This window comes from Streptomyces sp. NRRL F-5135 (assembly GCF_000719775.1).
GTDB classification, from domain to species: domain Bacteria; phylum Actinomycetota; class Actinomycetes; order Streptomycetales; family Streptomycetaceae; genus Streptomyces; species Streptomyces hebeiensis.
This window is the reverse complement of the sequence record NZ_JOHR01000006.1, coordinates 1-14,077: the sequence shown is the minus strand read 5'-3', so window position 1 is coordinate 14,077 and position 14,077 is coordinate 1. Positions and strand designations below refer to the sequence as shown.

The following is a 14,077-nucleotide window of genomic DNA, read 5'->3' as shown; positions in this document are numbered from 1 at the left end:
GGGTCGGGAGACATGCAACACGGCAAGTACCGTTTCATCGTGGGGTTCCTGGCAGCCCCTCTCGCGCTCTACGCGCTGTTCGTCATCTGGCCGTTCGTCCAGTCGATCTACTACTCCTTCACCGACTGGACCGGTCTGAGCCCGGACTTCGCGATGGTCGGCTTCGACAACTACACCCGCATGCTCGACGACGGCACGTTCTGGAAGTCGCTCCAGCACAGCCTGCTGTTCGCGCTGCTGCTGCCGGTCGTCGTGCTCGGGCTGGCGCTCTTCTTCGCGTTCATGCTGAACGTCGGCGGGCGCGGCCGTAAGGGAGTCGCCGTCACGGGGGTCCGCGGCTCCTCGTTCTACAAGATCGTCTACTTCTTCCCGCAGGTTCTCTCGATCGCGATCGTCGCCCTGCTGTTCCAGTTCGCGTACAACCCGAACAGCGGCGCGGTGAATTCCGCGCTCGGCGCGCTCGGCGTGGACGCGCGGCCGGAGTGGCTGGGCGATCCGAAGCTCGCCCTGTGGTGTGTGATGGCCGTCCTGGTGTGGAGCACGACGGGGTTCTTCGTCGTCCTGTTCTCCGCGGGCATGGCGTCCATTCCGAAGGACTTCTACGAGGCGGCGCTGCTGGACGGCGCGAACCGTGTCACCACCTTCTTCCGCATCACCCTGCCGCTGCTGTGGGACACGGTGCAGTCCGGGTGGGTCTACATGGGCATCCTCGCCCTGGGCGCGGAGTCCTTCGCGGTCGTCCAGATCATGACCGTGGGGCCCGGCGGCCCCGCGGAGTCCACCAACGTCCTGACGTTGCTCGTCTACCAGAAGGCGTTCCGCGACGGTCAGGCGGCCTATGCGACCACGATCGGTGTCGCCCTGCTCGTGGTCACGCTGGCCTTCGCCGCCCTCGTGATGCGGCTGGGCCGGCGCGAGCGGCTGGAGTACTGATGAAGACCACTGACACCCCTCCGCCGGCCGGTACGGACCCGCCGCCCGGCCCCGGCGCCGGCGTCGGCCCGGCGAAGGAGCGGACCGCCCCGGGCGCGGTGGGAGCGAGCGGGGGACCCGGCGGCGGCGCCCGGGGGAGCGGGACGAGGGGGGAGCGGACCGGCGGGGTCCTCAACGTCTTCTCGCACGGCATCCTCGTCGTCTGGGCCTTCCTGGTCGTGATGCCGCTGCTGTGGGCCGTGCTGTCGTCCTTCAAGGACGACACGTCCATCCTCTCCTCGCCCTGGTCACTGCCGGACACGCTGCGCTTCGAGAACTGGTCGCGGGCCTGGACCCAGGCGCACATGAGCGACTACTTCCTCAACACGATCGTGGTGGTGGCCGGTTCACTGGTCGGGACGCTGCTGCTGGGCTCGATGGCCGCCTATGTGCTGGCGCGCTTCGACTTCCCCGGGAACCGGTTCATCTACTACCTGTTCATCGGGGGAATGAGCTTCCCCGTGATGCTGGCGCTGGTCCCGCTCTTCTACGTCATGAACAACATCGGGCTGCTGAACACGATCCACGGCCTGATCCTCGTCTACATCGCCTACTCGCTGCCGTTCACCGTCTTCTTCCTGACGTCGTTCTTCCGCACGCTGCCCACGTCGGTGGCGGAGGCGGCGCTGATCGACGGCGCCTCGCACACCCGGACCTTCTTCCAGGTGATGCTGCCGATGGCCAAGCCCGGCCTGATCAGCGTCGGCATCTTCAACTTCCTCGGGCAGTGGAACCAGTACCTGCTGCCCACGGTGCTCAACACCGACCCCGACAAGAAGGTGCTCTCCCAGGGGCTGGTCCAACTCGCCGTCAGCCAGGGGTACAAGGGCGACTGGTCCGGTCTGTTCGCCGGCCTGGTGATGGCGATGCTGCCCGTGCTCGCCACGTACATCGCCTTCCAGCGGCAGGTGGTGGCCGGGCTGACGGCGGGCGCGCTGAAGTAGCCGTCGTACGAGCACCGATGCCCGCACCGGAACAAGCACCGGTGCGGGCACCGATACGCAGGCACCGATACGAGCCTGATACGAGCACCGAGCACCGAGCACCGAGCAGCAAGCGGCCACCCCGGTCCGTGCGTCGAGGCCCTCCTCCGGGGCTCTTGGTCCGGACCAATCGCGTCGATCCCTTGTTCCTACTGGTCGGTACTCGCTCAAGCCCTTGACGGGATGCTCCCCCGAACGCTGAGCTTAGAGTTCACAAGTTGGAGATACATCGGGGTCTCATGGGCGCGGCCCCGGTCGGCGGCGGTGGTCGTGCCGTCCGTCAAGGGCAGGAGTGGATCAACCGTGCGGACTCCAGGGTCGCAGTCGTCTCTGCACCGGGCCAACCTCGAGCGGGTCGTGCGCGCGGTGCGCATGGCCGGCTCGCTCACCCAGGCGGAGATCGCCCGGAGCACGGGCCTGTCGGCGGCGACGGTCTCCAACATCGTGCGCGAGCTCAAGGACGGCGGCACGGTCGAGGTCACCCCCACCTCGGCGGGCGGCCGCCGGGCCCGCAGCGTCTCGCTGAGCGGGGACGCGGGCATCGTCATCGGCGTCGACTTCGGCCACACCCACCTGCGTGTGGCCGTCGGCAACCTCGCCCACCAGGTGCTGGCCGAGGAGGCCGAGCCGCTGGACGTGGACGCCTCGTCCGCCGAGGGGTTCGGCCGGGCCGAGGCGATGGTCGAGCGGCTGATCGTCACCACCGGCATCAGCCGCCAGAAGGTGGTCGGGGTCGGCCTCGGCGTGCCGGCGCCCATAGACGTCGAGTCCGGCACGCTGGGCTCCACCTCCATCCTGCCGGGCTGGACCGGCATCAACCCCGGCGACGAGCTGTCCCGGCGCCTCGGCGTGCCGGTGTACGTCGACAACGACGCCAACCTCGGCGCGCTCGGCGAACTGGTCTGGGGGAGCGGCCGGGGGGTCGGGGACCTGGCGTACATCAAGGTGGCCAGCGGGGTCGGCGCCGGACTGGTGATCGACGGCCGGGTCTACCGGGGCCCCGGCGGCACGGCGGGCGAGATCGGCCACATCACGCTGGACGAGTCGGGCCCCGTGTGCCGGTGCGGGAACCGCGGCTGCCTGGAGACGTTCACGGCGGCCCGCTACGTCCTGCCGCTCCTCCGGCCGGGCCACGGCGCCGACCTGACCATGGAACGGGTCGTACAGCTGGCCCGGGAGGGCGACCCGGGCTGCCGCCGCGTCGTCGCGGACGTCGGCCGCCACGTGGGCAGCGGCGTGGCGAACCTGTGCAACCTGCTGAACCCGAGCCGGGTGGTGCTCGGCGGGGACCTCGCGGAAGCAGGCGAGCTGGTGCTCGCGCCCATCCGGGAGTCGGTCTCCCGCTACGCCATCCCGAGCGCGGCGCGCCAGCTCACCGTGTTGCCCGGAGCCCTGGGCGGCCGGGCCGAGGTGCTCGGCGCGCTCGCCCTCGTGCTGAGCGAGATGGGTGACTCCACCCTGCTGGAGGGTGCCCTGACAGCCGGGGCGCCCGCCTTTACTTAGACAAGAAAGTGCCTTCACTTAGATAACGAATGGCACCGTTGTCATCTCGTTAAGGATTTACTCCTTGACGCTGCCCCCGGAGCCGAGTTGACTTCCAGCCACCTCGGCCGCAACGACGCGGCCTCGTCAGGGAGGTTAGTGAAGTGAACGCAACGATGCGTCGTGCCGCCGTGGCCACGGTCGCCACCGCGATGGCCGTCTCCCTCGCCGCCTGTGGCAGCGCCAAGGAGTCCGGCGACAAGGCGGAGGAGTCCAAGGCGGACAACAAGGGCCCGATCACGATCGGCCTGCTGCTTCCGGAGAACGAGACCGCCCGGTACGAGAAGTTCGACAAGCCGCTGATCGAGAAGCGGGTCAGCGAGCTCACCGAGGGCAAGGGCAAGGTCGTCTACGCCAACGCCAAGCAGGACGCGACCCTGCAGACCCAGCAGGTCGACACGATGGTGACCAACAAGGTCGACGCGCTCATCGTGGACGCCGTCGACTTCAAGGCCATCGCGGGCTCGGTCAAGAAGGCCAAGGACGCGGGCATACCGGTCGTCGCCTACGACCGGCTCGCGCAGGGACCCATCGACGCGTACACCTCCTTCGACAACGCCGAGGTCGGCCGGGTGCAGGGCAAGGCCCTGCTGGAGGCGCTGGGCGGCAAGGCCAAGTCGGGCCAGGTCGTGATGATGAACGGTGCCATCACCGACCCGAACGCCGCGGACTACAAGCGGGGCGCCCACTCCGTGCTCGACGGCAAGGTGAACGTCGGCAAGGAGTACGACACCAAGGAGTGGAAGCCGCAGAACGCCAACGCCAACATGGAGGCGGCGATCTCCGCCCTCGGCAAGGACAAGATCGTCGGCGTCTACTCCGCCAACGACGGCATGGCCGGCGGCATCATCACCGCCCTCAAGGGGGCCGGTCTCAGCAAGCTCCCGCCGGTCACCGGCCAGGACGCCGAGCTCTCCGCCGTGCAGCGCATCGTCGCGGGCGAGCAGTACATGAGCGTCTACAAGTCCTACCCCAAGGAGGCCGCCACGGCCGCCGAGATGGCCGTCGCGCTGGCCAAGGGCGAGAAGCTCGACTCCATCGCCAAGGACACGGTCGACAGCGAGACCACCAAGGGCATCCCGGCGGTCCTGGTCCCGGTCGTCTCGCTGACCAAGGACAACATCCAGGAGACCGTGATCAAGGACGGTATCTACACGGCCGGTGAGATCTGCACCGCCTCGTACAAGGCGGCCTGCGACTCGGTCGGTCTGAAGTAACCGGCAGGCGGTGGCGGGTACGTGGTCGGTACGCGGCCGGTACGCCGTCTGCGCGCCACCGGCACGTCCGGTCCGTCCCGCCGCCCCGTCCTGTCCCGGCCGTCACGCCGTGTCCGTCGCACGGGTACGCCGCCCTCGCCCCCGGCCCGCCGCGGGGCGCGTCGGCGGACCCGGGCGGGCCCCGGTGGTCGTGACCGCTCGGCGGGACGGCCGGCGGGACCCTTACCGCCGTCCCCGGGGCACCACCGCTCCGGCCCCGTGAAGCCTGTCGGCGCCCCGCCCGTCCACGCCCCGCGGCTGGAGCGGGGCGCCGGACGGACCCACCCGGCCGCCGCGGCACGCGCCGCGCGGGAAGCGGCGGGGCCGCCCCACCCCGTACCCCTCCCCCCTCCTCCTCTGTTCCCCCCTCAACCACCGCGCCTCCACCCCGGCGCGGCATCCCCGCCGGTCAGGCGGCGAAGGAGATGGTTCACGTGACCGCTACGCCCGTGCTGGCGTTGCGCGGGGTCTCCAAGCGATTCGGTGCCGTCCAGGCGCTCACCGACGTAGAGCTTGAGGTCCACCCCGGTGAAGTGGTCGCCCTGGTCGGCGACAACGGTGCCGGGAAATCCACGCTGGTGAAGACCATCGCCGGCGTACACCCCATCGATGACGGCGTCATCGAGTGGGAAGGCAGGCCCGTGTCGATCGGCAAGCCGCACGACGCCCAGAACCTGGGGGTCGCGACGGTCTACCAGGACCTGGCGCTGTGCGACAACATCGACGTCGTCGGCAACCTCTACCTCGGCCGTGAGCTCCGCAGGTGGGGCGTCCTGGACGAGGTCGAGATGGAGCGCCGCTCGCGCGAGCTGCTGACGACGCTGTCGATCCGGATACCGAGCGTCCGCATCCCGATCGCCTCGCTCTCCGGCGGGCAGCGGCAGACGGTGGCCATCGCCCGGTCCATGCTCGGCGAGCCCAAGCTGGTCATCCTCGACGAGCCGACCGCCGCGCTCGGCGTCGAACAGACCGCCCAAGTGCTCGACCTCGTCGAGCGGTTGCGCGAGCGCGGCCTCGCCGTGCTGCTGATCAGCCACAACATGGCGGACGTCAAGGCGGTCGCGGACAAGGTCGCCGTGCTCCGGCTGGGCACCAACAACGGTGTCTTCGACGTCGCGACCACCTCGCAGGAAGAGATCATCGCGGCCATCACCGGCGCCACGGACAACGCCGTGACCCGCCGCGCCTCGCGCACCGTGGAGGTTCAGAAGTGAGTACGGACAACACCTCCACGTCGCTCGACAAGGACACGTCGGCGCCCGCCGTCGTGGACGCGCCCGCCGCGGCCGACGGCGCCGTCACCGCCGTCGACCCGCGGCTGCTGGTGCGCGAGCAGGGCCTGTCCGGTTACGTCTCCGAGTTCGGCCGCAAGCTGCGCGCCGGCGACCTCGGCTCGCTCCCGGTCGTCGTCGGCCTGATCGTCATCTGCGCCATCTTCCAGAGCCTGAACTCGAACTTCCTGTCCGCGGAGAACCTCAGCAACATCTCCGTGGCCATGGTCGGTACGGGCATGATCGCCGTCGGTATCGTCTTCGTCCTCCTGCTCGGCGAGATCGACCTGTCGGTCGGCTCCGTCAGCGGCGTGTCCGGTGCGATCGTCGCCGTGCTCAGCGTCACGCACGGGATGAACGAGGCGCTGGCCCTCGTGATCGCGATCGCCTCCGGCGCCGTCATCGGCGCGATCCACGGCTTCTTCTTCGCCCGCCTGGGCGCGCCGGCGTTCGCCGTCACGCTGGCCGGCCTGCTCTTCTGGCTCGGCTTCATGCTCCAGGTCCTCGGCGACAACGGCACCATCAACCTGGACTCCGAGGGCCTGGTCGCCCAGCTCACCACGTACTACTTCAGCGACATCGCGGCCGCCTACGGGCTCGCCGTCTTGGCGGTCGTGGTGTTCTTCCTGACATCGTTCCTGGAGAACCGGCGCCGCGACGCCGCGGGCATCCCCTCCCGGCCGCTCAACGAGACCCTGCTGCGCACCGGGGCCCTCGCGGTCGTGGCCCTTGCCGCGGCCTTCATGTTCAACCAGTACAAGGGACTGCCCCTGGCCGTGGTGGTGTTCCTGGCGGTCCTGGTCCTCACCGACTTCGTGCTGCGCCGGACCACGTACGGCCGCAAGGTCTTCGCCCTCGGCGGCAGCGTCGAGGCGTCCCGTCGCGCCGGCATCAACGTCACGCTGATCCGGGTCTCGGTCTACTCGATCGCCGGTACGTTCGCGGCCGTCGGCGGCCTCTTCATCGCCTCCAAGATCGCCGCCGCCAACCAGAGCGCCGGCACCGGCGACCTGCTGATGAACGCCATCGCCGCGGCCGTGATCGGCGGCACCAGCCTCTTCGGTGGCCGGGGCCGCACCTGGAACGCGCTGCTCGGTGTCATGGTGATCACGTCGATCCAGTACGGGCTGGCCCTGCAGGGCATCGCGACGCCGACCCAGTACATGATCACCGGCGGTGTGCTCCTGGCCACGGTCGTCATCGACTCGGTCACCAGGAAGACCCAGAAGACGGCGGGCCGCGCCTAAGGGGTCCCGCCCGGTCCTCGGACTCCGCCACCCGAGGCGTCCCACGGCCCGGCACCCGGCACCTGAACCAGGCGGCCGGCTGCCGGGCCGTGGTCTGCCGGCCCTGGGCCGGCCGGACCGTCGGCGTATGACAGTGGTCACTCGGCCTCGTATGACCGTGGTCACCCAGCTCCGGCCCCGGCCCCCTGCCCCCGCGCTCCTTCATGCTCCGTCAGGCGCCGTACGCAACCTCGGCGACCGCCGCGGCGTCCGTCTGTATGACATACATACGGTATGACCTCCATACATCCGATCGGGTGACGCACTACGCACTGCCCGCTGACACGTCACGCGAACGGAACACTAGACTCGGCGGATCGACAAGCTCGACCAGCTCCCCATGCAAGGAGGCACAGTGAAGCAGGTGCCGCGCGAAGCGCGCCCGGCAAGCGCGGAGGCGGGAGACGGCACTGAGCTGCTGTCCCGCGTCACCGGGCCGCGCGATCTGGATCGGCTGGGCCCCGAGCAGCTGGAGCAGCTGGCCGCTGAGATCAGGACATTCCTCGTGGAGGCGGTGTCGAAGACCGGCGGCCACCTCGGACCCAACCTCGGCGTCGTCGAGCTGACCATCGCACTGCACCGCGTGTTCGATTCGCCGAAGGACAAGGTCCTCTTCGACACGGGCCACCAGTCGTACGTGCACAAACTGCTCACCGGCCGCCAGGACTTCTCCCGGCTCAAGAGCAAGGGGGGCCTGTCCGGTTATCCCTCACGGGCCGAGTCCGAGCACGACGTGATCGAGAACTCGCACGCCTCCACGGTCCTGGGCTGGGCCGACGGCCTCGCCAAGGCCAACGAGGTGCTGGCCAAGGACGACCATGTCGTCGCGGTGATCGGGGACGGCGCGCTGACCGGCGGCATGGCCTGGGAGGCGCTCAACAACATCGCCGCCGCCAAGGACCGGCCCCTCGTCATCGTCGTCAACGACAACGAGCGGTCGTACGCCCCGACCATCGGCGGCCTCGCCAACCACCTGGCCACCCTGCGCACCACCGACGGCTACGAGCGCTTCCTCGCCCGGGGCAAGGACCTCCTGGAGCGCACCCCGGTCGTCGGCCGTCCCCTCTACGGCACCCTGCACGGCGCCAAGAAGGGCCTCAAGGACTTCATCGCCCCCCAGGGCATGTTCGAGGACCTCGGACTGAAGTACGTCGGGCCGATCGACGGCCACGACATCGAGGCCCTGGAGTCCGCGCTGCTGCGCGCCAAGCGCTTCGGCGGGCCGGTCATCGTGCACTGCCTGACCGAGAAGGGCCGCGGCTACCAGCCCGCCCTCCAGGACGAGGCGGATCGTTTCCACGCCGTCGGCAAGATCCACCCCGACACCGGTCTGCCGATCGCCTCCTCCGGGCTGGACTGGACCTCGGTCTTCGGCGAGGAGATGGTCAGGCTCGGCACCGAGCGCGACGACATCGTCGCCATCACGGCCGCCATGCTCCAGCCGGTCGGCCTCGACAAGTTCGCCAAGACGTTCCCGGACCGGGTCTACGACGTGGGGATCGCCGAACAGCACGGCGCGGTCTCCGCCGCGGGCCTGGCCACCGGCGGGCTCCACCCGGTCTTCGCGGTCTACGCGACCTTCCTCAACCGCGCCTTCGACCAGGTGCTGATGGATGTCGCTCTGCACCGCTGCGGGGTCACCTTCGTACTGGACCGGGCGGGTGTCACCGGCACGGACGGTGCCTCGCACAACGGCATGTGGGACATGTCGATCCTCCAGTGCGTGCCCGGGCTGCGGATCGCCGCGCCGCGCGACGCCGACCAGGTGCGCGCCCAGCTGCGCGAGGCGGTGGCGGTCGAGGACGCGCCGACCGTGGTCCGCTTCTCCAAGGGCGCGGTCGGCCCGGCGGTCCCCGCCGTCGGCCGGATCGGCGGCATGGACGTCCTGCGCAAGCCCTCGGACGGCACGGCGGACGTCCTGCTCGTCTCCGTCGGCGCGCTCGCGCCGATGTGCCTGGAGATCGCGGACCTCCTCGCCAAGCAGGGCATCTCCACCACCGTCGTGGACCCGCGCTGGGTCAAACCGGTGGACGAGGCGCTCGCCCCGCTGGCCGAGCAGCACCGCGTGGTCGTCACCGTCGAGGACAACAGCCGTGCGGGCGGCGTCGGTTCGGCCGTCGCCCAGGCGCTGCGCGACGCCGGGGTCGACGTTCCGCTGCGCGACTTCGGCATCCCGCCGCGCTTCCTCGACCACGCCTCCCGCAAGGAGGTCATGGCCGAGATCGGACTGACCGCGCCGGACATCGCACGCCAGGTCACCGGCCTGGTCGCCCGCCTGGACGGCCGGCTGATCGACGCGGCGGAGGCCGCCCGCGACTGAGAGTCCCCCACGTGTGCGCATGGGCCGGTCGGTCCGCCCTCTCCCGGCGGAGTGACCGGCCCATATGTGTGAAAAAAAGCTGAGCAGGGTAGTCGGGCTCCGCACCATCTCGCTTCATCGCGGGGACCATCCGACGGCCCGGCGGCCACCGCCGGAACGACGCGCACACGGAGGTACGCCGGTGAGTACGCAGCAGGAACCGGGCCCTGCCGGGAGAGGCATGTTCCGGACGAAGAACGTCGAGCAGTCCATCCGGGACACCGAGGAACCCGAGTACGCGCTCAAGAAGACCCTCTCCGCGCTGGATCTCACGGTCTTCGGCGTCGGAGTCATCATCGGCACCGGCATCTTCGTCCTGACCGGCGTCGTCGCCAAGCAGAACGCGGGCCCCGCCACCGCCCTCTCCTTCGTCGTCGCCGGAGTCGTCTGCGCGCTGGCCGCCCTGTGCTACGCCGAGTTCGCCTCCACGGTGCCGGTCGCGGGGTCCGCGTACACCTTCTCTTACGCCTCGCTCGGCGAACTGCCCGCCTGGATCATCGGCTGGGACCTCGTCCTGGAACTGGCCCTGGGCTGCGCCGTCGTCGCGGTCGGCTGGTCCGGCTATGTGCGCGCCCTGCTGGACAACGCCGGGGCGAGCATGCCGGAGGTCCTGTCCGGCACCCACGACGGGAAGTTCGGCTTCGACCTGCTCGCCTTCCTCCTCGTCGTCGTGCTCACCGGCGTCCTCGTCGCCGGGATGAAGCTGTCCTCCCGGGTCACCAGCGTGATCGTCGGGATCAAGGTCACCGTCGTCCTGCTCGTGATCATCGTGGGCGCGTTCCTCGTCAACGGCGCCAACTACCGGCCCTTCATCCCGCCCTCCGAGCCCAGCTCCGGCGGCAGCGGCCTCACCGCGCCGATCATCCAGCTCATGATCGGCTTCACGCCCAGCAACTTCGGCGTGATGGGCATCTTCACCGCCGCCGCCGTCGTCTTCTTCGCCTTCATCGGCTTCGACATCGTCGCGACCGCCGCCGAGGAGACCCGGCTGCCGCAGCGCGACGTCCCGCGCGGCATCCTCGGATCCCTCTTCATCTGCACCGTCCTGTACGTGGCGGTCTCCCTCGTCGTCACCGGGATGCAGCACTACACCGACCTGTCGGTGGACGCTCCGCTCGCCGACGCCTTCAAGGCCGTCGGCCATCCCTTCTGGGCCGGTGTCATCAGCTTCGGCGCGGCCGTCGGCCTCACCTCGGTCTGCATGATCCTGCTCCTCGGGCAGACCCGGGTGTTCTTCGCGATGAGCCGGGACGGACTGCTGCCCCGGACGTTCTCGCACGTCCACCCGCGCTTCGGCACGCCGTACCGCTCCACGCTGCTGCTCGGGCTGCTCGTCGCGGTCGTCGCCGGCTTCACCTCCATCGAGGAACTGGCCGAACTCGTCAACATCGGCACGCTCTTCGCGTTCGTCGTGGTCGCGCTCGGCGTGATCGTCCTGCGCCGGACCCGGCCCGACCTGCACCGCTCGTTCCGTACCCCGCTGGTGCCCTACCTGCCGATCGCGTCCGTCCTCGCTTCCTTCTGGCTGATGCTCAACCTGCCCGCGGAGACCTGGCTCCGGTTCGGCATCTGGATGGCCATCGGCGTCATCGTCTACTTCGCCTACGGACGCGGCCACAGCCGGCTGGACCGGAGGCCGTCGGAAGTCCCCGGTCGGGCGCAGGACTGAGGCCCAGGTGCGGCTCATGGCCGCCGATACGAGGCACGTCGTCGACGCCCGGCCCGACCTCGCCGAGGAGGTGCCGGACGAGACGGCCGAGGCGGTGCTTGCCGTTCCTGGCGGCCTGGCGTCAGGACCGGCACGGCGGTGCCGGCGTCGGTCTGCCGGTGCCGGGCGGATCGGTGCCGGCCTGGCGTCAGGTCCTGCCCCGGCGGTCCCGTCCTGGCCGTCCTGTCCGGCCGGACAACGCCGGTGCCGCGAGGATCACCCGTTTCGTCCGGTCGTGCCGCTCACTCGCCCGGCCTCGTATGTCCTGCCCGGACACGGACACGAGGCCGGTTACCGTGCCGCATGCCCGCCCAGCCGCCGCCGTCCACCCTGCGGCCGCACGCCCCCCGTCCCACGCGGCCCCGCGACGCACGCCCCGCGCGTGCGCCGGCCGTACGCACACCCGGCGCCCGTCCCGTACGGACACACCGCCCCCGTCCCGTACGGACGCCGGACCGTCGGACCGGTCGTGGCCCCCGGTACTGGCGCGGGCTGCTGCCCGTCCTCGCGCTGCTCGTCCTCGTCACCCGGCTGCCGTCCCTCCGGCACCCGCTCTGGAATCCCGACGAGGGCTATCTCGCCGTCCAGGCCCGGATACTGGCCGACGGCGGCGCGCTGTACGAGACGGTCGTCGACCGCAAACCGCCCCTGCTGCCGTGGCTGTACCAGGCCGCCCTGCTGCTGTTCGGCGGCGGATTCCCGTACGCGGTCAAGGCCCTCTCGGCCCTCGCCGTGCTGGCCACCGCCGCCCTGCTGGCGGCCGTCGCCCGGGACCGCTGGGGCGACCGGGCAGGCCGCGTCGCCGGCGTGCTGTACCCGCCCGTGTCCATCGGCCTCAACCCCGAGGACACCCAGGCCGCCACGTTCGAGGTCTTCATACTGCCGTTCACGGTCGCCGCGGTGTGGTGCGCGGGGCGGGGCCGCTGGGGCGCCGCGGGCCTCGCCGCCGCGGGCGCGGTGCTGACGAAGCAGACGGGCGGCGCGGTCCTCGTCCCGGTCCTGTGGCTGCTCTTCCGCCCCTCACCGTCGCGTACGGCGCCGCGCGGGCACCCCGTGTCCGCCCTCGGGCACGGGGCCGGCCGCCTGCCGGCCGGCCCCGAACAGCGGGCCGGCGCTCGGCCGGCCCCCCGCTTCGCGTCCCGGGGCCGTGACACGGCCCTGCTGCTGGCCGGGCTCGTCCTGCCCGTCCTCGCCGCCGCCCTGCTCACCAGCCCCTCGGGCTTCCTGTTCTGGACGGTCACCGGCTCCGGCGCGTACGCCGCCTTCACCGGCTCCGAACTGCACGTCCTGGCCCGCGGCCTGGCCAACACCGCCCTGCTCTGCCTCGCCTGCGCGGGCCTGCTGCCCCACGTCCTGCGCGCCTGCTCCCGTCCGCCCCGGCCGCCCGGCCCGGAAACGGACGGCACCGGCGGCCCCCGGGACCCGGACGCGAACCCGCGCCGCGCGGCGGCACGCGCCGACCCGGGCGTCGCCGACCTCCGGCTCTGGCTCGGCGCCTCCGCCACCGCCGTGCTGGCGGGCTTCCACTTCTTCGGCCACTACTTCCTGCAACTCCTGCCCCCGCTGGTGCTGCTGGCGACCGCCGCCCTCCACCGGCTGCCCGCCGACCGGATCGCGTCCGCGGTGCTCACCACCGCCTGCGCCGGCGGGGTCTTCCTCGCCTGGGGCCTGCTCGCGCCCCGCCCCGAACTCGGGCACGCCCAGCGCCTCGCCGACGCCGTACGGGCCCGTACGGCCGCCACCGACCGGATCCTCGTCTGGGGCATGCACCCCGAGACGTACTGGCTGGCCGACCGCGCCCCCGCCAGCCGCTATCTGACGGCCGGACTGCTCACCAACTACAGCGGCGGCCGCGACGGCCCCCAGGTCGGTGAGGCGTACGCCGTGCCCGGCACCTGGCCCGTCCTCGCCGCCGAGCTGCGCGACCGGCCCCCCGCTCTGATCGTCGACGACTCCCGGGGCAAGCCCTTCGCCCCGGACCGGCTGCCCACCCTGCGCGCTCTGCTGGCCCTGCACTACGAACCCCTGCCGGGCACGGTCGACGGGGCGGTGCTCTACGCGCGCTCGTCCGAGGGGCCACCGGCGCCTGGAGTCCCGGGACCCTCCGGTGCCCGGGGAGCCTCGGGAGTCTCGGGCCCACCGGCCGTCCCGGCGCCGTCGGCGGGCCCCGCGGCCTCGGCGGACCCGGCATCGGCATCGGCCTCGACCGGCCCCGGCCGCTGACGTACGGTCCGGGGGCCGGCGCACCGCGCTCCGTGCGCGGCCACCCGTCGGCGCAGCTCCCGGTCCGCCGTCACCACCAGGCACCCGGCCCCCTCCTCCGCCGCCCGCGCCGCCAGCTCCACGATCAGGTCGTCCCCGCTGCCCTCCGCCGCCTCGACCCGCACCCCGGGCACGGACCCGACGCCCCGGGCCGCGCCCTCCACGACCAGCACGACGTCCAGGGGCCCGGGCTGCCCCGCCACTCCCTGTCCGGCGTACGGCACGAGCGCGTCACGCAGCCGCTCGGCCGCCCCGTACCGGTCGCGCCACCACCCGTCCGGGACGGAACCGACCACATTCGCCGCATCGACGATCATCCGAGTTCGCACCCTCAGCACCCTAGGGCGTGTTTCGAAAGTCCCGCCTGGCTCGCGACGCCTGGCACGCACTCCCCCAGCTACCGCTGGGAGGTGCCCCCTGCCGCGTTGTCGGAGTCGT

Annotated in this window: 9 protein-coding genes and 1 pseudogene; 9 read left to right on the top strand and 1 reads right to left on the bottom strand. The window is 71.3% G+C overall.

The features are described from left to right. The first annotated feature begins 12 nt into the window (after positions 1-12). From IG02_RS0110680 to IG02_RS39120, 9 genes are all read left to right on the top strand, one after another. Positions 13-933 (top strand): carbohydrate ABC transporter permease, encoded by a 921-nt coding sequence (locus IG02_RS0110680; RefSeq protein ID WP_030744702.1) that lies wholly within the window; start codon positions 13-15, stop codon positions 931-933. Beyond that, positions 933-1,916, top strand: coding sequence for a carbohydrate ABC transporter permease (locus tag IG02_RS0110675; protein WP_030744700.1), 984 nt, complete (start codon positions 933-935; stop codon positions 1,914-1,916). The genes IG02_RS0110680 and IG02_RS0110675 overlap by 1 nt, the downstream gene beginning before the upstream one ends. 342 nt (positions 1,917-2,258) lie before the next feature. Then, entirely contained in the window at positions 2,259-3,458 is a 1,200-nt protein-coding gene (locus tag IG02_RS0110670; protein WP_030744698.1) for an ROK family transcriptional regulator, read from the top strand. 155 nt (positions 3,459-3,613) lie between these two features. Further along, on the top strand, positions 3,614-4,714 hold the full coding sequence (locus tag IG02_RS0110665; RefSeq protein ID WP_030744696.1) for a substrate-binding domain-containing protein: 1,101 nt from the start codon (positions 3,614-3,616) through the stop codon (positions 4,712-4,714). Positions 4,715-5,178: 464 nt separating this feature from the next. Further along, complete coding sequence (locus IG02_RS0110660) at positions 5,179-5,967, top strand: ATP-binding cassette domain-containing protein (protein ID WP_030744694.1); 789 nt, start codon at positions 5,179-5,181, stop codon at positions 5,965-5,967. Further along, positions 5,964-7,271 (top strand): sugar ABC transporter permease, encoded by a 1,308-nt coding sequence (locus IG02_RS0110655; protein WP_030744692.1) that lies wholly within the window; start codon positions 5,964-5,966, stop codon positions 7,269-7,271. Before IG02_RS0110660 ends, IG02_RS0110655 begins: the two co-directional genes overlap by 4 nt. Before the next feature lie 454 nt (positions 7,272-7,725). Beyond that, complete coding sequence (gene dxs / locus IG02_RS0110650; RefSeq protein WP_030744690.1) at positions 7,726-9,630, top strand: 1-deoxy-D-xylulose-5-phosphate synthase; 1,905 nt, start codon at positions 7,726-7,728, stop codon at positions 9,628-9,630. A 220-nt stretch (positions 9,631-9,850) separates the two neighbouring features. Next, positions 9,851-11,338, top strand: a complete 1,488-nt coding sequence (locus IG02_RS0110645; RefSeq protein WP_037802732.1) for an amino acid permease — start codon at positions 9,851-9,853, stop codon at positions 11,336-11,338. Positions 11,339-11,680: 342 nt separating this feature from the next. Beyond that, positions 11,681-13,600: a glycosyltransferase family 39 protein gene (locus IG02_RS39120; RefSeq protein WP_078854371.1), complete on the top strand. Its 1,920-nt coding sequence runs from the start codon at positions 11,681-11,683 to the stop codon at positions 13,598-13,600. Here IG02_RS39120 and IG02_RS42710 read toward each other — a convergent pair. Then, positions 13,600-13,956: pseudogene (locus tag IG02_RS42710) on the bottom strand (NTP pyrophosphohydrolase); the annotation flags it as partial. The gene IG02_RS39120 and the pseudogene IG02_RS42710 sit on opposite strands and share 1 nt — an antisense overlap. Positions 13,957-14,077 lie beyond the last annotated feature (121 nt).